Raw genomic sequence first — 22,327 nt, forward strand, 5'->3', positions numbered from 1 at the left:
AATTTGTTTTATTGTTTCATTTTTTGTATCTTTATTGCTGATAATCAATTGTTTATGTCAGTTTTTAAAGATCACAAAATATCACTTAAAGATGTTTTAGAATTTATTCCCGAAGCACTTTTAAGTCACCTTTCCGCAAGTACAAAAGTGGATTATTATAGTAAAGTTTTGCATGGAAGAAAAATATTCTACCTGCTTTTGTATTGCATATTTGATAATGAAAAATTAAGTCAAAGAACACTCGAAGATACTTTTAATAGCAGTGGATTCAAAGCCTTATTTGGTTTAGGGGAAGAGGAAAAGATTCGAAGGAGTTCAATTTCTGAGAGGCTTTCAAAAATTGATTCCAATTATTTCCTAGAAATCTACGAACAGATGTACGAAAGATTTTCGGAACTTTATTCCAAGACAGAAATCGAAAAATACAACTTAATCAGAGTTGACAGTACCATTGTAGCTGATACATGTAACAAGCTTAAAGAAGGAATTGATCAGAAAAGTGGAAAAAAATTAGTGAAATTCAGTTTTTCATTTGACGGAATTTTGCCATCAGCGGTAGATGTTTTTACGGGGCAAAAATACTCAACAGAAGATAATGCTCTTGCCCAGGCTGTTCTGAACCAGGTGAAAAAAGAAGATCATCATGATAATATTTATATCATAGACAGAGGGATCCAGTCTACAAGGACGATGAAAGATTTTGAAGAAAAGCTTCTGAAATTTATTATCCGTTCCAAAGAAAACAGGAAATATGAAGAGATTGAATCTTTTATTAAAACAGAAACCCCAATAAAATGGGATGATTGGGGAGTTATTAAAGACAGCAAAGTGAAGCTTTACACCGGAAAACCCATCCAAAACAAACGGGGAAATATTCATCATCGTGAAGAAAAAGTAGAAACATATTTTCGGTTGATCGTTATCAAAAATGAAAAAACAGCTAAAGAACTTTGGTTCATAACCAACGAATTTGAACTTTCTGCCAAAGAAATATCGGATTATTACCGTAAAAGGTGGGATATTGAGGTATTCTTCAGATTTATGAAACAAGAGTTGAATTTAAGCCATCTTGTTTCGCTCAATAAAAACGGAATTGAAGTAATGCTCTACATGACAATGATTGCTTCTATGCTGCTCTTGATTTACAAAAAAGTAAACAATTTAGGATATAAAACAGCTAAAAGACGCATCGCTATGGAACTTCGGGATATGATTACCGCAATTTTAATAATATTTGCGGGGGGGGATCCTGCAAAAGTCTTCAAAACTTAAAACATAAAAAATGGTCGGAAATTTCTTCCGACCATGACTAGGCCAAAGCCCGCTTTCTTTATTTTAAACCTTTCATTGGATTTAGTCACTTTTTATTTCTTAGCTTTATTTCCCATATAAAAAGTAAGCTTTCCGCCATTCATAATCTCAGAATGCTTTAAAATAAAATTCTTAATCTCTTTTCCATTCAGAAGAACTTTCTGAACATACACATTTTTCGGACTTTGATTAATGGCTTCAATTTCAAAAGTTTTTCCGTTTTCCAGATTTAATACAGCGTTATCAACCGCAGGGCTTCCGATCGAATAATCTTCCGATCCCGGTGCCACGGGGTAAAACCCTAATGAACTTAAAATATACCAGGCACTCATTTGTCCGGCATCATCATTTCCTCCCAGTCCATCAGGAGTAGCTTTATATTGCATTTCTAAAATACGGCGGATCTGTGCCTGTGCTTTCCATGGCTGTCCTGCCCAATTATAGAAATAAGCAACATGGTGAGCAGGTTCGTTTCCGTGAACATAACCACCAATAATTCCTTCACGTGTAATATCTTCGGTATCTGCAAAGAATTCATCTGGTAAATGCATAGTGAACAGCTCATCAAGTTTTGAAGCGAATTTCTTCTTTCCGCCCATCAAAGTAATCAGCTCATCAGGATTTTGTGGCACAAAGAAGCTGTAGTTCCATGAGTTTCCTTCAATAAAACCTTGCCCATGAGTACTGAGCACATCAAAATCTTTTTTAAAGCTTCCATCTGCCAGACGCGGACGCATAAACCCGATGGTTTTATCAAAGTTATTTTTCCAGTTTTCAGATCGTTTGATAAACTGATTGTAGATTTCTGTTTTGTTTAAATGTTTTGCCAGTTGAGCAATAGCCCAGTCGTCATAGGCATATTCCAGCGTATTGGAAACTGAAGTTCCGTTTTTCTCAGCCGGAATGTATCCCAGGTCAATATATTGTCCGATACCTTCATAATTTCTTTTGTTAGCAGTTTCTATACAGGCTTTTAAGGCTTCTTCAGGATCTCCATCATAATTTCCTTTAATGATAGCATCAGCCACTACACTTACACTGTGATAGCCGCTCATACACCAGTTATCATTGGCGTAATGTGACCAGATAGGAAGCATTTTCATAGAAAACTGATTATAATGAGCCATCATAGATTTTACCATGTCACCATTTCGTTTAGGCTGGATGATATTAAAGAAAGGATGAAGAGTACGGTAGGTATCCCATAGAGAAAAGGTAGTATAATTGGTGAATCCATCAGCCTTATGAACATTTTGATCCAAGCCTTTATATTCTCCGTTCACATCCATATAAGTGGTAGGATTAATGAAGGTATGATACATTGCTGTATAGAAGTTGGTTTTTTCTGTATCGGAACCTTTGATGACAATTTTATTTAATTCCTTATTCCAATTGTTTTGAGCCTGAGTTTTTGCCTGATCAAAATTTATATTTCCGGCTTCTTTTTCCAGGTTTTCCAGAGCATTGGTCTGGCTTACAGGAGAAATAGCCAGTTTAACTTCGATGGATTCATTTTCATTGGTATCAAAATCAAAATACATTTTCAGATTCTTACCTGCGATTTCTGGGAAATTCTGATTTTGGTCAAATTTTCTCCAAAATCCTTTGTAAACCTGCTTCTCATCATAGTTTTTCTGACCATAAGATTTAAAAGGTTTCGAAAACTTCATCGCAAAGTAAACTGTTCTAGTTCTTGCCCAGCCGTTGGTCTGACGATAGCCTGTAATAGTATTTCCGTTTTCTACCCGTACATAGGTCCATATATTTTTTCCATCATAATTGTAAATGCCAGCCATCAAATCCAGAATAATATGAGCCTGGTCAGACTTTGGAAAAGTATAGCGGTGAATTCCTACCCTTGGTGTTGCTGTCAGCTCAGCCATAATATTGTGATCATCCAGTTTTACTTTATAATATCCGGCTTCTGCCGTTTCATTTTGATGTGAAAATCTGCTTCTGTAACCACTTTCAGGATGTGAAGCTGTTCCGGGATTCAACTGAAGTTTTCCTACGGTAGGCATCACCAGAAAATCACCAAGATCAGAATGTCCTGTTCCACTGAAATGGGTAGAACTGAAGCCTACAATTGTTTTGTCTTCATAGCGGTAGCCGGCGCAGTATTTATAAACCTCACCATTGTATTTTCCATTAAGTTCATAAGAAATGGAGTCTGTTTCAGGGCTTAGCTGCACAGCGCCAAAAGGAACCGTTGCTCCTGGATAAGTATGTCCCATCTTTTCCGTTCCGATCAGAGGGTTGACATATTGGATTAATTTTTCAAATTTTTGAGCCTTAAATTGTGTAGTTACCAATAAAAGAAATAGAAAAACAGTAGGTCTGTGATTTTTCATTAATAGGAAATTTTCAAAGTTTAAAATTAATTAAAATCATCATTTGCTGTTGTGTTTAGATAAGTTTGAATACTATTTATTCTTTTTCGGAAAAGCGGAAACCTATTCCGTGAAGGTTTTCTATTAAAACATTCTGTTCTTCGGCCAGTACCTTTCGCAATCTTGAAATGAATACATCAAGGCTTCGTCCCATAAAATAGTCATCATCACCCCAGATCGCTTTTAGAATATCCTGTCTTTTAACCACCAGGTTCTTGTGACGAATAAAAAATAAAAGAAGGTCAGATTCTCTTTGGGTAAGAGTAATATTGTTTTCTATTCCTTGAAGGGTGTAGTTTTTAGGATAAAAATCATATTTCCCCACTTTATATTTGAGCGGAGATGTATCTGTTTTCTTCGTACGTTTCAGAAAAACTTCAATTTTCAGCATCAATTCTTCAATACTGAATGGCTTTACCAGATAATCATCAGCACCTATTTTAAGGCCTTTGATCCGGTCTTCTTTTAAAGCCTTTGCAGAGATGAAAATAATCGGAATTTCAGAATTTTTACTGCGAATCCGTTCGGCCACCTCAAATCCATTCATGCCGGGCATCATAATATCCAACAGACAGATATCAAAATCATGAGTGTTAAATGCTTCCAATGCAGATTCACCATCAGAATAACAGCTGATATCATAATAACTTTCCAGACTGTCTTCCACCAGAAAAGCTATTGTTTTGTCATCTTCGGCATATAAAATTTTAGATTTCTCCATACTTACACATGATTAGTTTGAAAACGGAAAGAAGAGTGTGGTCGTAATTCCTTTGTCTTCATTATTCTCCACAGAAATTTTCCAGTGATGCTGCTGAACTACTTTTTTTACATAAAATAATCCCAGTCCGAAACCATTCACCTCTTCACTTCTTTTGGTATGTACCCGGTAAAATTTTTCAAAAATATGAGGAATATTTTTAGCGGGAATTCCCATTCCGTTGTCTTTAAACTTTAAATATAAGCCTTTTGAATCTTTATGAGCAGAAATTTTAATCACAGGTTTTGTTTCACAATACTTGATAGAGTTATCCAAAAGGTTGTAAATGATGTTGGTAAAGTGAAATTCATCAGCCATCACTGAAGTGCTGTTTTCAATATCAATTTCGATGCTGAGGTCTTTACTCTTTTGCTGTATACTGTCTGCGATCTCCTGAATAAAAGGAAGAAGCAAAATCTTTTGAGGTTTTAATGACAATCCGGCAGCATCATTCTTAGCAATATTCAGAATTTTCTCAATATGATTATTGAGCTTATGGCTTTGGTTGATGATGATGGAAGTATAGGTTTGGAGTTTGGAGTTTTCCTGTACCATTTCTTGTTTGTTGAGAGCTTCAGAAGCCAGAAGTATTGATGATAAAGGCGTTTTAAACTCGTGGGTCATATTGTTGATAAAATCCCTTTGCAGCTCCGAAAATTTCTTCTGCTGAATGATGGTATAAATTGAATATACATATACCAAAAGGATGATGATAAGAGCAAATGTCAAAAGATACCAGAATCTTAATGAACTGATCAGATAAGTGGTTTTATCAGGAAAACGGATGGAAAAGTAATAGATCAGATTTTTATGTTTCGGAAAATTGATCACTTTATTACCGGGACTTTCCTGGTGGGAAGTCATATATTTTCCATACACCATTTTATCACTGTGGCAGTTGTATAGCGCATACACATAATCTGTATTGATCTGAAATCGGGTGAATTCTGTTTTCAGATAATATTCCAGAACTACGGGATGAAATTCATTATTGATATTAACTACATAATAGTCGTTGGCAATATTCTGTACCGGGTTTTCGGTATACGATGTTTTTCCTCCGGAAAGTTTTTCGGCAACTTCCATTAAGGCAATATTGACCTTCTGATTAAATTTTTTATCTTCAAGATTATAAGCCTGGCGGGTCCACATCAGTTGGGCTATTAAAATTCCGATAATAGCAACAAATCCCAGGGTTATTATAATATTGAGTCTTTTTATTTTCATTTCCTGAAACAATATTATCCAAAAATATCTATTTATCTTTTATTATTAACAACTCGTTAACAAATGTTTGACAGCGGTTAACAAGTTGTAATCACTGTCTGTTTTACATTTGTTATATCGAAATATAATAATATTAAAATTTATACTCATGAAAAAACTAAAAATTACAGCTCTTTTGGCCGTATTGGCATTCTCTCCTTTTTATGCTAATGTAATTACTGCAGACGCTCCATCCATTGTAAAAATGGTTGCTGATGCTATTAAATGGAAAACAGAATCTATTGATGTAGGAAACATTCCTCAGGGAAAACCGAAACTGATCAGATTTGAATTCACCAATACAAGTTCAAAACCAATCATTATTCAGAATGTAGCACCTTCTTGTGGATGTACTACAGCAGATTATACAAAAACGCCTATCCAGCCGGGGAAAAAAGGATTTGTAGAAGCCAGCTATAATGCAGCAGCAGTAGGTCCTTTCATGAAAACGGTAAACGTTACTACAAGTGACAGCAAAACTCCTAAAACACTTTCATTCAAAGGAGTAGTAGCTTCTTAATATATTACTTTTTAAAAAGATAAAAATAGCCTGGTAAGTAATTATCAGGCTGTTTTTCTTTTTAAGAATATAATTGAATGACAGATAATAGTAGGAATAATTATTTGTAGCATTATTTATCAATCTATTTTAAGGGATTGCATTTCAATATTTATTATTTTTAAGAAAAAATAATTTATGAGTCTATATACACAACCTATGCTGCGCGAAGGTGCACTAAAAGATAAAGTAGCAATTGTAACAGGAGGCGGAAGCGGTCTTGGAAAAGCGATGACGAAATACTTTCTTGAACTGGGCGCCAAAGTAGTGATTACTTCCAGAAATCTGGAGAAACTACAGGCAACGGCTAAGGAGCTGGAAGATGAAACAGGAGGTAAGGTACTTTGTGTAGCTTGTGATGTTAGAAGTTGGGATGAGGTGGAAGCAATGAAAGAATCTACATTGAAAGAATTTGGAAAGATTGATATCTTACTGAATAATGCTGCCGGAAACTTTATTTCTCCAACAGAAAAACTGACTCATTCCGCTTTTGATTCTATTCTTGATATTGTTTTAAAAGGAACAAAAAACTGTACCCTTTCAGTAGGAAAACACTGGATAGATTCTAAAACTCAAGGAACAGTATTAAATATTGTAACAACATACGCATGGACAGGTTCTGCCTATGTAGTACCATCTGCCTGTGCAAAAGCCGGAGTTTTGGCAATGACCAGATCTTTAGCGGTAGAATGGGCAAAATACGGAATCCGTTTCAATGCTATTGCTCCGGGACCTTTCCCAACCAAGGGAGCTTGGGACAGACTTCTTCCGGGAGATCTTCAGGAAAAATTTGATATGAAGAAAAAAGTTCCGTTGAGAAGGGTAGGAGAACATCAGGAGCTTGCCAACCTTGCTGCTTATCTGGTTTCCGATTATTCCGCGTATATGAATGGTGAAGTAGTAACAATTGATGGAGGAGAATGGCTTCAGGGAGCCGGAGAATTTAACATGCTTGAAGCCATTCCTAAAGAAATGTGGGATGCCTTAGAAGCAATGATTAAAGCAAAAAAGTCAAATTAAATTAAACTTATATTAAAAAAACTCCCGGACGTGTAACAAATCCGGGAGTTTTTTTTACTTATGTAGTAAATATTATTTCAAATGAATTGTAAATTTCCAACCCTTGTTTCCACCGTTGCTGTGCTGCTGCTTTCAGGATCTGTATACGCTCAGGAAACCCCAAAGTATGATTATGTAGAAGCATTTAAGCCGTTTTTCTATCCGCAGACAGGTACGGCAACCCGTTCTGCAAGCGGGCAGCCGGGGCATGCTTATTGGCAGAATTCGGCAGATTATCATTTGAATGTCAGCCTGAATGAAGATAAAAAAGAGATTACAGGAACGGCAGAAATTACTTATACCAACAACAGTCCGGATAAATTAGGCTTTCTTTGGCTGCAGCTGGATCAAAACCTTTTTGCAAAAGATTCCAGAGGAAATGGGGTAGTTCCGCTTTCCGGAAGCAGAAATGGAGCGCATGGTGAAGAATTTAATGGAGGATATAAAATTAAATCAGTAAGGCTTGACGGAAAAAAAGAGGTAAAATATACCATTACCGATACAAGAATGCAGATTGATCTTCCAAAAGAACTGAAAGCCAATGGAGGCGTTGCCAAAATAGAAATTGAATACTCATTTATCTCTCCGGAATATGGTTCAGACAGAATGGGAATTCAGGATACGAAAAACGGTAAGATATTTACCATGGCACAATGGTATCCAAGAATGTGTGTATATGATGATGTTTTGGGTTGGAATACGCTTCCTTACCTTGGAGCTTCTGAATTCTATTTAGAGTATGGAAATATTACAGCCAATATTACCGTTCCTTCCAATCATTATGTAGTGGCATCCGGAGAACTTCTGAATGAAAAAGAAGTGTACAGTAAAGAGGAAATCAACCGATGGAATGAGGCAAGAAACAGCGATAAGACAGTAATGATCCGTCCTGAATCTGAAATCGGTAAAAATAAAGCTTCCGGTACAAAAACATGGAAGTTTAAAATTACACAGGCCAGAGATTTTGCGTGGGCATCATCAGCCGGGTTTATTTTGGATGCAGCAAAAATTAATCTTCCTAGTGGAAAGAAATCCTTGGCTATTTCAGCTTATCCGGCAGAAAGTGCAGGTGAAAAAGCATGGGGAAGGTCTACAGAATATACCAAAGCTGCTATAGAGCATTATTCTAAAAAGTGGTATGAATATACGTATCCGGCGGCAACCAATGTAGCAGGAAATGAAGGCGGAATGGAATATCCGGGGATTGTATTCTGTCATATGGATTCCAAAGGAGAAGACCTGTGGGGTGTTACAGATCACGAATTTGGACACAACTGGTTCCCAATGATTGTAGGATCTAATGAAAGGCTATTTGCATGGATGGATGAAGGATTTAACACATTCATTAACGGACTTTCAACGGAAGCTTTCAATAAAGGAGAATATTATCGTAAACCAAATCTGGCAAGATCAGGACCTTATCTCTTGACTGACAGTCTGGAGCCTGTAATGGTAGGACCTGATAATATGAAAGAAAGAAGTATTGGAGCTTTGGCTTACTATAAGCCGGGAACTGGACTTGATGTTTTAAGAGAAACAATCCTTGGACCTGAAAAATTCGACAAAGCTTTCAGAACATATATTGACCGATGGGCTTTCAAACATCCTACACCATGGGATTTCTTCCACACGATGGAAAATGTTTCCGGTGAAGAACTGAATTGGTTCTGGAGAGGATGGTTCTTTAACAAATGGAAAATTGATCAGGCTGTTAAGAACGTGCAATACGTCAACGGAAACTTTAAAAACGGAGTTCAGATTACCGTTGAAAATATTGGCCAGCTGCCAATGCCTACAACCGTTCAGCTGAAATTCAAAGATGGAACGGCACAAACGGTGAATATCCCTGTAGAAGTTTGGAAAAGAAATACAGAATGGACTTTCAAGGTAGATTCTAACAAGGAAATCGATGAGGTGAAACTGGATCCGAATTCTGTTGTTCCTGATATCAATCTGGAAAACAATAGCCGTAAACCGTCATAAAAATGTTGGATCTATTTAAATTTAACGCAAAGCTTTCATTTGTATACCGTAATATTTTTAAGAGAGCAAAGGATGGAAGCAATGAAATTGATTCTTTCTAAGCGAACGCATAGCCATATAGCTTCATCAGCAACTTGTTGCGTTCGCTTACTTTAAAATAAGAAGAATTCATATCATCTTTGCGTTTATATAAAATAAACATCTGCAATATACATCACAAAAGCCTGAGCTTACCATCGTAAGTTCAGGCTTTTTATTTTAGGGTGTTTTTCCGGGGTAAGTAGAGTTGTTTCCCTTCAATGTTTTGACGGTTGGCAATATAATTTTGTCTTATCATATTAATCAAAAAACAAAACAACATGGAAACATTAAAATCAGTGCTTGAAGCAAGCCACGCCAAGAAAACAAAAAATGAGTTAATCGACCTCTTGTCAGGAGTAGAAAAAGTGCTTACTCCGGCAGTGTATGAAAAAGTATCAGGAATCGAAATTTCAGAATTAAGCACATTGACCAATAAAGAACTACAGAACATTGTAGAAGATTTCAAAAAGAATTATGATGCGAAATGGGAAAAATCATTTTCCGGAGCTTCTTCAGAAATCATGAAACTGATTGCCGGTAAAATGGCTGCTGATGAAGAGATTTTCAAAACTTCAGACGCTGCCAGTGCAGATTTTGCAGCAGAATTGGGAAGTATTGATTTCGCTACCATTATTGGCGGACCTTTGGATGCCTGTGTAAAAGCACAGTCTAATGCCTCTATCGCTACCGTTAATTTCATCAATGAAGTAGGTTTCGAGCTTACGGATCCTAACAACCCGAATAGCGCGAAAAAACTGAGAATGGCAGAATTTAAATACACTAAAAATATTCCGAACCCGGATTTTGACCCGGATCAGCCAGTAAGTAACAGTAATCCTAAAACAATTCCGGATCCGGTAGAACTTTCCGTTCCTTTCATTGCATTGTTAAACGTTCCAAGCTTTAGAATTGAAACCTGTGAAGTTGATTTTAACGTTAAGCTTAACTCAACATATACCAAAGATGTAAGTGACGAATTTGGAATCAATGCCGGAGTATCCGGAGGATGGGGACCTGTGAAATTCAAAGTGGATGTGTCTTACAAAAGAACTTCCAGCACAGGAATTAAAGTGGAAAAAGAATATTCTCTTGGGGTAAAAGTACGTGCAACCAACGACGAAATGCCTGCCGGATTAGAAAAAGTTCTTGGACTTCTTTCACAATAAAAACATTTTACGAAAGATGATAAAACTATCAGATTACCTGGATTATCTCAACAACGAGATAATTCAGGCTCGTAAAAAAGCAGACGAAAATGCGGTTCTTATAGCCAAAGAATACGCCCGTCATGAATACCTTAAATATTTTAAGGTGCCGAGATATGCCCTGCCCAGCGTAAAGATGGATATTCCGATCAAAATTACAGATATAGATTCTGCCTCTAAATATAATTTTAAATTGGATCAGAATCAGTTTGTAACAGAATTGAATGAGAGAATCCTTTTGGTAAATAAAGAAAAAAGGATGAATATTCCTCAAATTAGTATAAAACAGATCCAGACTGAAGAGTTTAAAACCTTATTCAGCAAACTGGAAAAAAATGATCAGAAATTCGGGAAGCTTCCTGCCAATGAAGTTCTTAAGCTGGATCTCAGAACAAAAGTTCAGCTTCTTAATTCAGGAATATTCAGACCTCAGGACGGAACCACCGAAGAAGAAACCGATGAGCTGAAAGACATTTTTTCAAAGGTTTTACTGAATAAATATACACTGGTGAATGCCAAGCTGAATAATATTTACATAGATCCCAATACCAGCGCAGCGGAAGATAAAGACAAATTATTCATCAACCTTCATGTAGAAATGGAGGAAGAAGGAATCAGGATTGTGTCTTACAAAGATAAAGACGGCAACGAGATAGAACAGATAACTTTTGAGTAATGCAGGAACTTATTCACTTTACGGTACAGAAAATTAAAGAGCTTCTGGAACATTTCAATGAAGTTCAGGCTTTATATCTGTCGAAATCATTTGATTTTGATGCCCGGTTTGATGCTTTTCTCAACGAAGTTCTGGAATATTTCCATACAAAAGGAAACACCAGCCAAGAATCTGAAGTTTTAAAAGTGATGAATATGATTGCTACTGTGAAAAGAGGTTTTAATCCAATAAAAATGGAAAAAATAATCTCTGGAAGACGGGAGCTGCTGGGAGGTTTTTCTTTCAATGGGATAGAAAATATGTATGGAATTCTGATGGAAATTTATGCTAAGGAAAATAAAAAGCTCGATGATGCGGAAGAACTTATCTCAGGAGTCATTGTCTCATTATACCAAAACGGAATTTTGGATGATGATAAACTGAAAGAAATGAATTCCGTTCCTAAAATTGAAAACTTTTGGAATGCTCTCGTAGAGCAGAATGCAGCCATATCCGGAATTAACAAAAAACTAAGACTATCCATTATTCCGGAAGATATTTTCCTTGTGCTGGAAAAAGTATTTCTGAAATTAATTTAAAAAAGATCATTATGGAAACCGGAAGATACATTGTTCTGCTGCAGGATCAGCAGAAAAATTCGCTCAAAAAAATAGAGAAAGAACTGGAAGTGAATATTACTTCTTCAGAATTGCTGTCCAAAGAAAACCGTTCTTATGAAATCATTGATCAGGACAACGGGGTACTTTACAAAAATCTGGGAGTTCTTGTGGTAGAAAATATGGATGAAGACCAGTTGAAAAGTGCTGTGAAAAATGAATCAAATTCTATTATTTATTATGAAAAAGAAAGAGAATTTTTTCCTGCAGACGAATTACAGCTGATCAGTGAACTTAAAAAACAGTCGGCCGGACTCGCAGAAAAAATCTCAGAACTTGAAAAATACATAACCACCAAACCTTTACCTCAACAATCATTTATTGAAATGGAATGGGGATTAAAAGCTATTGGTCTGGAAAATACCAATTATACAGGAAAAGGGATTGATGTCTGCATTCTGGATACGGGACTTGAAACTTCCCATCCCGATTTTTCTTCTGAGGAAATTGAAGGAAAATCTTTCATAGACGGTCAGGACTGGAACAGGGATCCCAACGGACATGGTACGCATTGTGCCGGAATTGCTACAGGAAATATCAGAAGTGATACCGGAAGACGTTACGGAATAGCCCGGGACTGCAATCTGAAAATAGCAAAAGTACTCGCAGACAACGGAAGAGGTACTACCAGCAGTGTGATTGATGCCATAGACTGGGCCATTACGAAAAAATTCAGAATACTGTCTCTTTCACTGGCTTCTCCTGTAAAACTGGATGATCAGCCTTCCGTTCTCTTTGAAACGATCGGAGAAAGAGCGTTGGAGAATAACTGTCTAATTATAGCGGCAGCTGGTAACGACAGCAGCAGACCACAGATTCCGCAGCCGGTTTCCATGCCGGCCAATTCAAAATCTATTATGGCAATCGGGGCTATTGATGCCCAGATGAAAATTGCCAGATTCTCAAACGCAGGAATCAATCCGTCTACCGGAGGAAATATCAATGTCTGTGCTCCCGGAGTAGATATTATCAGCTCCTATCCTAAAAATGCAAAGAACAAAAATAATTTATATTACAGCATGAGTGGTACAAGCATGGCAGCGCCACATGTTTCAGGACTTGCAGCTTTGTATATGGAACAGTTTCCCAATAAATCGGCAAAAGAGATCTGGGAACTTATTGAAAACAGAGCAAGGCCTATTGAAGGCATAAAATACAGAGATATAGGAAACGGTTTAATACAAGTATACATATGATCACTTATCTCGGAGTTTTAAAAAAAGATATAAACATTAAAAAGCTGGAGGCATTTCTTAAAAGTAAAGGCATAAAACTGGCTTCCCATTACAAAACCATAGGCGTTGTAAAGCTTGAAAGTAACATTTCCATTTCGGAATCCGAATTTCCGGAGTATTTTATATCTATAGAAGAAGAAAAAGATAATTTAACAATATAATCACATCAATAAAGCTTTTCTGTCACGGAGAAGTTTTATTTTTGTCTCTTACTGATAAAATAAGATATGAATTTCAGATTTTCAATGGTGTTTCTGATGCTCTTTGCATTAGGATTTTCACAGGACCTTACCGTAATGAGTTTTAATATCAGACTGAATGTAGAGTCGGATAAAGACAATGCCTGGCCAAAAAGAAAGCAGGATGTTGCAGATTTACTGACCTATTATCATCCGGATTATTTCGGAGTACAGGAAGCGCTTCCGGAACAGATGAAAGATATTAAAGCAGGATTAAAAAATTATGATTATATAGGAGTAGGAAGAGATGACGGAAAAGAAAAGGGCGAATTTTCTGCTATTTTTTATGATACAAACAAACTTGAAACCGTAAAATCTGGAACATTCTGGCTGTCTGAAACTCCGGAAAAACCTTCAAAAGGCTGGGATGCTGCATTGAACAGAATTTGTACTTACGCTGTATTTAAAGATAAGAAATCAAAAAAGGAATTCCTTGCGATGAATCTTCACTTTGATCATGTAGGAAATGTAGCCAGAGTAAAATCTTCTGAACTGATCCTGAAAAAAATTAAAGAACTGAATCCAAAAAATCTTCCGGTAGCTTTGAGCGGTGATTTTAACCTGACAGATGATTCTGAACCGATTAAAATTCTTTCCCAAAACATGAAAGACACTTTCTACCACTCAGAAACAAAACATTATGGTCCGGTAGGAACTTTCACAGGCTTCAACGTAAATGAAGTTCCTAAAGACAGAATTGACTATATTTTTACACAAGGTTTTAAGATCAGATCTCACAGACACATCAATGACAGAAGAGAAAATCTTCTGTATCCGTCAGACCATTTCCCGGTAATTGTGAATCTTTCGCTATAAAAAATCAGTTGGTTGGAAAATCGACTTCAAATCCAATTCCTCTCAGGGATTGGATTTTTATTTGAGGATCACTGTTGAAATACTTACGGAGCCTGCTGATAAACACATCCAGACTTCTTCCGGTAAAATAATCATTGGTTTCCCAAAGATTGTCCAGAATATTATCCCTCGTAATGATTGTGTGATTATGCTTCAGAAGATACAGCAACAGTTCCTGTTCCCGGATGGTCAGCCGGTTGTTTCCGTTAGGATGCGACAACAGAAGTTTGGCCGTGTCCAGTGAAAACTCTCCGATTTTTATTTGAGTTTCCGGAACGGCAGGAAGCGTTCTCTTCAGAATATTTTTAATTCGTAAAACAAGTTCTTCAGGATCGCTGGGTTTGGCAATATAATCGTCTGCACCTATTTTCAGTCCGGTGAGGCGGTCTATTTTTTGATTTTTGGCTGTTAAAAATAACAATGGGAAATCCTTTCTTTCCTTAATGATCATTTTCGCCAGTGAAAAACCATCTATATTGGGCATCATCACATCCAGAATTCCTATCTGAAAATGAAAATCAGTCTGAAGCAATGGTACAACATCTTCCGGATTCTGAAACCAGCTGACTTCAAAATCTTCCAATTCAAGATACTGCTTAAGAATCATTCCGAAATCCGGATCATCTTCTGCCAGAAGGATTTTAGTTTTCATAAGGAATTGATATGTTAAAAGTACTGCCTGCATTGAGCTGGCTGGAAACCTCTATTTTCCCGCCATAATTTGTAATGATCTTTTTCACAAAATAAAGCCCAAGCCCAAGCCCTTTACTGTTGTGGATATTGTTATTCTGTATTCTGTAGAATTTTTCAAAAATGGTATTGAGTTCTTTGGATTCCATGCCCTGACCGTTGTCAGAAACTTCGATATCCAATTGTTGGGAACTGTTTTGAAGATTTATGGTAACAACAGATGCTCCATATTTCACACTGTTTTCACAGAGGTTTTTCATGACTGTTTCCATCAGGTTTTTATCAAAAGGAAGCTTTTGTGAAACTGTATTTTCAAGGTTAAAAGCAATATTTGGATAAGTGACTGAAAGATCATGAATGAAAAAATTCCAGTCTTGAGGCTGCACAGCAGTCATTTCATCCGGCATTTCATCCTTATGAAGCTGAAACATCAGACTTTCAAGCCGGGAAATCTGTCTGTCAATCAAAGGAAGTGTTTCCGGATTCCATTCTTTTTTTAATGCTTTGGAAGCTATTTTTAATGTGGCAATAGGAGTTTTAAACTCGTGGGAAATGTTATCCACAATAGTGTGGAGAACTTCCACCTGTTTCTGCTGACGGATCAGATTCCTAATCGTGAAAATATAAAGCAGAAGAACTCCCGAAAGAAGAATCACACAGCAAATAATCAACAAAGTAAGCTCTCTGAAGACAATACTTTTTATATTTTTAATCTCAAAATCGGTCTGGGTTTTTACAAGAAAAGTATTCTTTTTTTCAACTTGCCCCTTCTCAGTATCATCTCTTTTGGTGGTTGAGGTTTCCCAGCTTCCATTGCTGGCAATGCGGGGATTTTTAATGACATCTGGTGTCTCGAAAATGACAATGGGTTCAGTGATTACTTTTGCACTGTCCGGAAGATGAACAATAGAAAGATATCGTATTCTTGCCGAAATTTCATAACCATCTTTCTGATAACGGCTGTCAATATAATGAATAAGCCTTTGTCTGGCAGATTTTCTGTTTTCTATGAAATAATGAATAAAATCCTTTTTGCTGATCTCTTTATTATGATACCGTATAATGATTTCCTGAAGAGAGTCATCATTCCTTTCTTTGGCCTCCTGAATGTCTTCCAGATTATCAGTGTAGTTGGTAAGCCCGTCATTCACGGATCTGTAGATGTCCCTTTCTTTTACCTGATAGGTTTTGTACATAAAATACACCTGAATTCCCAGTAAAAGTAGGAACAGAGCGGCAAAAACCGAAATCAGAATTTTACTCTTGGCTATCATTGAAACAAAGATAAAGCTTTAACCATTTTCCGGAAATGATTATTTCATTATTAACCTTCCATTAACTGTAGTCTTGTATCTCCAAAAATAAAGCTTTCTCCGCCTGCCTGAATCTGAATATTTTGTTATTAAAAGAGACATTAACCCATCATTAACCTTCTGTTAACCCTATTTTTGTCAGTCAATATAGAATTTTGTACCCATAGAACATTAGGATGATCAAAAAAATAACCATGTATAAAATTCTTTTTCTTTTGTGTTTTCCCGTCTTCATTTTTGCCCAGAAACAAAAATACGGAGGAACAGTGATGAACAAAGAAAATCAAAAACTTTCATCCATAAAGCTGGAAGTGTATAATGCTCAGAATGAATTCATCAAAGAAATAAAAACAGATGATAACGGAAAATTTGTGCTGGAAGATATTGCAGAGCAAAATTTAAAGCTGGTTATTAAAAATCAGGGATATTCTTTATTTGAGAAAAAATTGAATTTGAATGAATCTGAACCTCTCAATATCATTCTTAAAAAAGAAGTTCAGGAAATAGAAGCAGTGGTAATGACCAAACGTAAACCTTTGGTGAAAAGAAAAGTTGACCGCCTGGAATTTAATGTTGAAAACAGTAATATTTCATCACTCAATGCCTGGGAGATCCTAAAGAATACACCAAGTGTCACTGTAAATAATAGTGTATTGAGTGTAAAGGGAAGCACCGGAATTCTGGTGACGATTAATGATAAAAAAGTAATGCTGACAGGAGATGAGCTTAAAAATCTTCTTGAAAATACGCAAGGAGATGAGGTGAAATCAGTAGAAGTGATTACCAATCCGCCTGCAAAATATGAAGCCTCAGGAAGCGCAGTGCTGAATATCGTTCTGAAAAAGAATAAAATTGAAGGCTACCGCGGAATTCTCTCTTCAAAATATGTACAGACACAATATGCGAAAGGCGTTTTCGGTCTTTCCCAATATTATAAAAAAGATAAACTTTCCTTTATGGGAAGCTATTATAGAGGGCTCGGAACGTACTACCGGGAAGGTACAGACTATGTAAACTATCCGGAAAGCCAAACCCGATGGGTAAGTACAATGAACAGGAAGGATAAAAACAATAACCAAAATACCCTGAATTTTAATGTGGAATATGAGCTGGACAGCTTGACCAACTTAAGCCTCAACTATTCAGGGTTTTTCTCTCCAAAATCCTTCGGAATTTACAATGTTCCTACGCTGATCTATAATCAACAAGATATTGCAGAATCCAATTATACTACCATCAATGATCACCGTTCGCGTTCTATCAACAACTCTGTGAGCTTTCAGATAGACCGTAAGCTTAATAAGAAAAGCAACCTTTCCTGGGTTAATTACTTTACAGGAAATAATTCCAATAAATATCAGAATGTGATTACCTATCTGAATTTTGCTGGCCAGCCTCCAAAAGAAGATAATTTCCTTACTCAGAATAAAGCTGATGTTCAATTATATTCTACCCAATTCGATTATCAGTGGAAAGGGGATAAACTGGAACTGGAATCCGGAACGAAGTATAGTTTTGTAAAAACAAACAGTACACTTGATTTCTCAGACAATGAGAACGGAATATTACAATACCGGCCGGAAAAAAGCAGTATTTTTGATTATAAAGAACACAATTTTGCCTTGTATTCTTCATTAGCCTACAATATCGGGAAATGGAATTTCAAAGGAGGTCTCCGTGCAGAAATGACAAATCTTGAAGGAATAGTTTCCGAACCTTATGAATTGAATAAAAGTAATTACTGGAAATTTTTCCCGACTTTCTATGCACAGTATACCACAGAAAATAAGCAGGAATTCGGCTTTTCCTACGGGAAAAGGATCAGCAGGCCGTCTTATTCATGGCTGAACCCTGCTAAATCTTATTATAACCTGTTTTCCTATTACCAGGGAGATCCGAAATTAAAAGCAACCATTACCCACAATCTTAATCTTACCTATTCCTGGAAAGACTGGAATCTGGATTTGTATTACAGAAAAGAAATTTATCCTTCCATGGAAATCTCCTATCAGGAACCAAGTACCAATAGCTTGATCTATTATTTTACCAATATTGAAAAAGGAGAAGCTTTCGGATTAAGCTTATACAAAAACTTTCAGGTCAAGCCTTGGTGGAATGTGATCTTATCTGAAAATCTTGAGCATAATGAAAATTATTTCAAAGGAACAGACGGAATGCTGTATAAAAATCAGGTCTGGAACTGGGTTTCCAATATTTCCACAAGCTTTACTCTTGATAAAAACAGCGACTGGAAAATGGAAATGGGCCACCGTTACTATTCTCCGGGAATACAGGGAACATTCAGGATTTCTTCTCTCTGGTCAGCCTATTTTGTAATGAACAGGAAATTCTTAAATAAAAAGCTGGAAGCCAGTCTTGTTTTCAGCGATATTTTCAGATCTACTGGTCAGAAAGTGAGTACGAAATATGCGAATCAGGATAATTATTTCCTTGATTACACAGATACGCAGGGAGTTTCATTTTCATTGAAATTCAATTTCGGAAATCAGGCTGTGAAAAACGCAAAAACCATTAAAAAAACTGCGGAACAGGATAGACTCTAGAACAATATGATATAAAATCAATCACAATAAAATATTATCACAAAATAAATGATCTTTTGGTGTCACATTTTCGTTAATTTTGATACTTATCTCTAAAAAGATCGCTATGAAGAAATTTTTTTCCGGAATGCTGATGGTGGTTTCCTTACTGCAATTATCTGCACAGGAACTGTATATGCCGAGGAATATCAAAAAGGCTTATGAAAAAGGAACACGCGACAGCTCAGGAGCGCCAGGCAAAAACTACTGGCAGAACAAAGGAGTATATAATGTGGATGTGAAAGTAGATGCCGGTACCAAAATAGTTTCCGGAAAAGAAACCATTGTTTATAACAACAACAGCCCGGATAACCTTGATGAACTGGCCATACGATTTGTGAATAATCTTCATAAACCACAATCGGCAAGATCTGGTTTTGTCTCTAAAGATTTTCTGTCATCAGGACTTAAGATTAAATCTTTCATCGTAAACGGTGAAAAATATGAGATCAACAGTGACGACTGGAGTACGGTTGAAAAAGTAAAACTGAAAACAGCTTTAAAATCCAAATCAAAAGCTGAGGTTAAAATAGAGTGGGAGTACCCATTATCTGTACAGAGTGGAAGAGAGGGTCAGATTGATCCGGAAACATTCTACGTGGCATACTCTTTTCCAAGAATTTCCGTGTATGATGATTATAACGGTTGGGATATGCTTCAGCACTCAGACAGACAGGAATTCTACAATGACTTCAATGATTACAGCTTTGCGATTTCTGCACCCAAAAATTACGTAGTCTGGGCTACCGGAGATTTCCTGAATCCGGAAGCTGTACTACAACCAGAATATTTAAAAAGATATAAAGCTTCATTAAAAAGCGATAAAGTAATGCATATTGCTACCGAGCAGGAAATGAAGTCCGGAAAAGTGACCCTGCAGAACAAATGGAACGTCTGGAAGTTTAAAGCCAGCCACATCACAGATTTCTGTTTTGCAATGAGTAACCATTATGTTTGGGATGCGGCAAGTGTTCAGTTAAAAACAAAAAGAGCAAGCGTGCAGGCCGGATATAAAAACGGGGCCAAAGACTTTGAGCATTATGTAGACTGGATGCGTTATAACCTGGATTGGTTCTCAAAAAACTGGCCGGGAGTAGAATATCCTTATAATGTAATGACTGCTATTCAGGGATATGCAGATATGGAATACCCAATGATGATTAATGATACCAGTATTCCCGATGATCTTAAAGATGCAAGATTAACTGCAGATCATGAAATTGCCCATACCTATTTCCCTTTTTACATGGGAATCAATGAAACGAGATATGCATTCATGGATGAAGGCTGGGCAACCACGCTGGAATATCTTATAGGAATTGATGAAAACGGAGAAGCCGCCGCTAAAGAATTTTATAAAAACTTCCGTGTTAAAAGATGGATCAATGACCCGTCTACAGAACAGGATCAGCCGGTGATTACCATGAGTACACAGGTGAGCGGTGCCGGATACGGAAACAATTCTTATGTAAAAGCATCTTTATCTTATCTGGCTCTGAAAGATTATTTGGGAGATGAATTATTCAAAAAAGCATTACATCATTATATGGACAACTGGAATGGAAAGCATCCGGTTCCATGGGATTATTTCAACTCGATGAATGCAGGATCAGAAAAAAATCTGAACTGGTTCTTCCAGAATTGGTTTTATACCAATAATTATATTGATTTAAAGGTAACCGGAGCATCCCAGATGAATGATATGCTTACCGTAAACGTTGCCAATGTGGGAGGATTTGCCATCCCGTTTGATGCTATATTGGCTTATGAAGACGGAACTACAGAGAAACTGCATTTCTCACCTTCAATTTGGGAAAAAGATCAGAAACTGACCGATCTTGTGATTCCTATCAAGAAGAAAGTAAAATCTGTACAGTTGGATGGAGATATCTTTATGGATTATACCCCGGATGATAACCGTAAAAACTTATAAAAGTAAAAGCCTTCAGATTCTGAAGGCTTTTGTATTTTTAAAAATAGGCGGTTAATCTTAAGCCTAAAGTAATATAACTGATTTTTTCCTTAGCAATCATATTGTTAAGTTCCTGGTCCAGTTCATCACCGTCTTTAATGTCATCACTGAAATAATAGCGGATGGTAGAATTGATCTGATTATAATCCGTATAGAAAGTAAGACCTAATCCCGGATTGAATTTGTAAGTCATAGAAGCTCCCGTATTCCATCGGAAAGCTGGTTTCGGTTTGTATCTGGCAATCTGAAGTTCGTGGTTAGGAGCATCTATATCGCTTCCTTTTACAAAGACTTTTCCACTGGCGGTTGCGGCATAACCTCCCGTTACCTTTAGCATAAGCTGCCATTTATCAGAAAATTCATGGGAAAAATAAGGCCCGATTCCCGCAGAAAGAAATCCCAGGGATTGTGTTTTAATTTCATGATCACCAAAATCCTGATCGTCATCAAAGATTATTCTTTGAGATTTAATAGGAAAGCTGCTGAAGGATACATCTGCACCCACGCCCCATTTTTTCGAGAAAAAATAAGCGCCTTCCAATCCTCCTTCAAAACCGATTTGCTTTTTGTCATCCAGCTCAGATTCTTTCAGGAAGTTGGTGGTACCTAATGCGGTTCCCATTTTTAGAGCAAGAAAAGACGGATAATCATTGCCCTGTATTCTGGATAAGAGGCTTAAATTATCCCCTTTGTTCTTATAAATTTTATCAATAAAAAAATAGCCGAGCTCTGTGGAAATAATCCCAATCCCTGCTCCAGCAAGTATGTCCGGAACCCAGTGCCTGTTATTTAAATTCCGTCCAAGTCCCGTAAGGGTGGCTGAGCCATATCCTGCAATGCTGTAGGCCGGGTTTACCATCCCATATTCTTTGTGCAGAAAACTGGCATTGGTGAAAGCCATGGCTGCGTGTCCTGATGGGAAAGAATTATTTTTAGATCCATCCGGACGTTCTACTTTTGCTGTATACTTAATGGAATTCACTAAAATAGCCATGATCGCTAAACTTGTTCCGTAAGATAAAGTAGCTCTCCCGAGATTGTTTCTGCCCTTTACACCAGCCAGCTTTAATCCATAAACGGCAGCGGCAGGAGCATACTGAAGATAATCATCATATTTTACTTTGAAGTTGGGAAGATATCGGTTTCTTACCTCACGGATATTCTCTTTTTCTCCCCATGTTGCAGCAGCGGCGGTAAAAAGAATAGCAGGAGCTATTGATTTTTTTACCCATTGTTTTTTGAAAAAAGGAGTTTTAGAGTTGAATACACAGCCGGAAGAATTGATAAGTGCGATATCTTCTTTGAGATTCCTGGCTGGTATCGTATCCTGTGTTTTAGCCTGGATTGTATCCTGTGCTTTAATACAGTATAAGTGCAATAGTATTCCTGATGCTAGTGCTATTTTTTTCATCGTAGTAGTGGTGCGAAATTAAGTCGTGTAAAAATATTAAAAAAATCTATCCCAAAAATTGAG

18 protein-coding genes are annotated in these 22,327 nt (G+C 36.8%); 12 read left to right on the plus strand and 6 right to left on the minus strand.

Annotation, left to right across the window (positions count from 1 at the left end; all coding sequences use genetic code 11):
• The first annotated feature begins 54 nt into the window (after positions 1–54).
• Positions 55–1,272, plus strand: coding sequence for an IS4 family transposase (locus CLU97_RS22765; RefSeq protein WP_121486166.1), 1,218 nt, complete (start codon positions 55–57; stop codon positions 1,270–1,272).
• A 92-nt stretch (positions 1,273–1,364) separates the two neighbouring features.
• Here CLU97_RS22765 and CLU97_RS22770 read toward each other — a convergent pair whose 3' ends face one another.
• The 3 genes from CLU97_RS22770 to CLU97_RS22780 all read right to left on the minus strand — a co-directional run bounded on the left by CLU97_RS22770 (position 1,365) and on the right by CLU97_RS22780 (position 5,688).
• Positions 1,365–3,662, minus strand: coding sequence for a GH92 family glycosyl hydrolase (locus CLU97_RS22770; protein ID WP_121490144.1), 2,298 nt, complete (start codon positions 3,660–3,662; stop codon positions 1,365–1,367).
• Positions 3,663–3,738: 76 nt separating this feature from the next.
• Complete coding sequence (locus CLU97_RS22775; RefSeq protein ID WP_121490145.1) at positions 3,739–4,422, minus strand: response regulator transcription factor; 684 nt, start codon at positions 4,420–4,422, stop codon at positions 3,739–3,741.
• 12 nt (positions 4,423–4,434) lie between these two features.
• Positions 4,435–5,688, minus strand: coding sequence for a sensor histidine kinase (locus CLU97_RS22780; protein ID WP_121490146.1), 1,254 nt, complete (start codon positions 5,686–5,688; stop codon positions 4,435–4,437).
• A 148-nt stretch (positions 5,689–5,836) separates the two neighbouring features.
• On the opposite strand from CLU97_RS22780, the gene CLU97_RS22785 reads away from it, so the two are divergent.
• From CLU97_RS22785 to CLU97_RS22825, 9 genes are all read left to right on the plus strand, one after another.
• Positions 5,837–6,247, plus strand: a complete 411-nt coding sequence (locus tag CLU97_RS22785; protein ID WP_121490147.1) for a DUF1573 domain-containing protein — start codon at positions 5,837–5,839, stop codon at positions 6,245–6,247.
• 177 nt (positions 6,248–6,424) lie between these two features.
• On the plus strand, positions 6,425–7,306 hold the full coding sequence (locus CLU97_RS22790; protein WP_121490148.1) for an SDR family oxidoreductase: 882 nt from the start codon (positions 6,425–6,427) through the stop codon (positions 7,304–7,306).
• Positions 7,307–7,387: 81 nt separating this feature from the next.
• Positions 7,388–9,328: a M1 family metallopeptidase gene (locus tag CLU97_RS22795; RefSeq protein WP_121490149.1), complete on the plus strand. Its 1,941-nt coding sequence runs from the start codon at positions 7,388–7,390 to the stop codon at positions 9,326–9,328.
• 359 nt (positions 9,329–9,687) lie between these two features.
• Complete coding sequence (locus tag CLU97_RS22800) at positions 9,688–10,575, plus strand: DUF2589 domain-containing protein (RefSeq protein WP_121490150.1); 888 nt, start codon at positions 9,688–9,690, stop codon at positions 10,573–10,575.
• 16 nt (positions 10,576–10,591) lie between these two features.
• Positions 10,592–11,290 carry a hypothetical protein gene (locus CLU97_RS22805; RefSeq protein ID WP_121490151.1) on the plus strand — a complete coding sequence of 233 codons (699 nt, stop codon included), beginning with the start codon at positions 10,592–10,594 and terminating at the stop codon, positions 11,288–11,290.
• On the plus strand, positions 11,290–11,868 hold the full coding sequence (locus tag CLU97_RS22810) for a hypothetical protein (RefSeq protein ID WP_121490152.1): 579 nt from the start codon (positions 11,290–11,292) through the stop codon (positions 11,866–11,868). Before CLU97_RS22805 ends, CLU97_RS22810 begins: the two co-directional genes overlap by 1 nt.
• Positions 11,869–11,879: 11 nt before the next feature.
• Positions 11,880–13,142 carry a S8 family peptidase gene (locus tag CLU97_RS22815; RefSeq protein ID WP_121490153.1) on the plus strand — a complete coding sequence of 421 codons (1,263 nt, stop codon included), beginning with the start codon at positions 11,880–11,882 and terminating at the stop codon, positions 13,140–13,142.
• Entirely contained in the window at positions 13,139–13,342 is a 204-nt protein-coding gene (locus tag CLU97_RS22820; RefSeq protein ID WP_121490154.1) for a hypothetical protein, read from the plus strand. The genes CLU97_RS22815 and CLU97_RS22820 overlap by 4 nt, the downstream gene beginning before the upstream one ends.
• Positions 13,343–13,408: 66 nt before the next feature.
• Positions 13,409–14,236: an endonuclease/exonuclease/phosphatase family protein gene (locus CLU97_RS22825; protein WP_183084667.1), complete on the plus strand. Its 828-nt coding sequence runs from the start codon at positions 13,409–13,411 to the stop codon at positions 14,234–14,236.
• A 4-nt stretch (positions 14,237–14,240) separates the two neighbouring features.
• Here the strand turns inward: CLU97_RS22825 and CLU97_RS22830 are convergent, their stop codons facing one another.
• Positions 14,241–14,927 carry a response regulator transcription factor gene (locus CLU97_RS22830; protein WP_121490155.1) on the minus strand — a complete coding sequence of 229 codons (687 nt, stop codon included), beginning with the start codon at positions 14,925–14,927 and terminating at the stop codon, positions 14,241–14,243.
• On the minus strand, positions 14,917–16,239 hold the full coding sequence (locus CLU97_RS22835; protein ID WP_121490156.1) for a sensor histidine kinase: 1,323 nt from the start codon (positions 16,237–16,239) through the stop codon (positions 14,917–14,919). Before CLU97_RS22835 ends, CLU97_RS22830 begins: the two co-directional genes overlap by 11 nt.
• 233 nt (positions 16,240–16,472) lie before the next feature.
• Here CLU97_RS22835 and CLU97_RS22840 point away from each other — a divergent pair, with 233 nt between their 5' ends.
• Together CLU97_RS22840 and CLU97_RS22845 are read left to right on the plus strand one after the other, a co-directional pair.
• Positions 16,473–18,842, plus strand: a complete 2,370-nt coding sequence (locus CLU97_RS22840; protein ID WP_121490219.1) for an outer membrane beta-barrel family protein — start codon at positions 16,473–16,475, stop codon at positions 18,840–18,842.
• A 106-nt stretch (positions 18,843–18,948) separates the two neighbouring features.
• Positions 18,949–20,814 carry a M1 family metallopeptidase gene (locus CLU97_RS22845; protein WP_121490157.1) on the plus strand — a complete coding sequence of 622 codons (1,866 nt, stop codon included), beginning with the start codon at positions 18,949–18,951 and terminating at the stop codon, positions 20,812–20,814.
• A gap of 37 nt (positions 20,815–20,851) precedes the next feature.
• On the opposite strand, the gene CLU97_RS22850 is transcribed toward CLU97_RS22845, so the two are convergent.
• Entirely contained in the window at positions 20,852–22,264 is a 1,413-nt protein-coding gene (locus CLU97_RS22850; RefSeq protein ID WP_121490158.1) for a phosphatase PAP2 family protein, read from the minus strand.
• Positions 22,265–22,327: the final 63 nt, after the last annotated feature.

Source organism: Chryseobacterium sp. 7 (assembly GCF_003663845.1).
GTDB lineage: Bacteria > Bacteroidota > Bacteroidia > Flavobacteriales > Weeksellaceae > Chryseobacterium.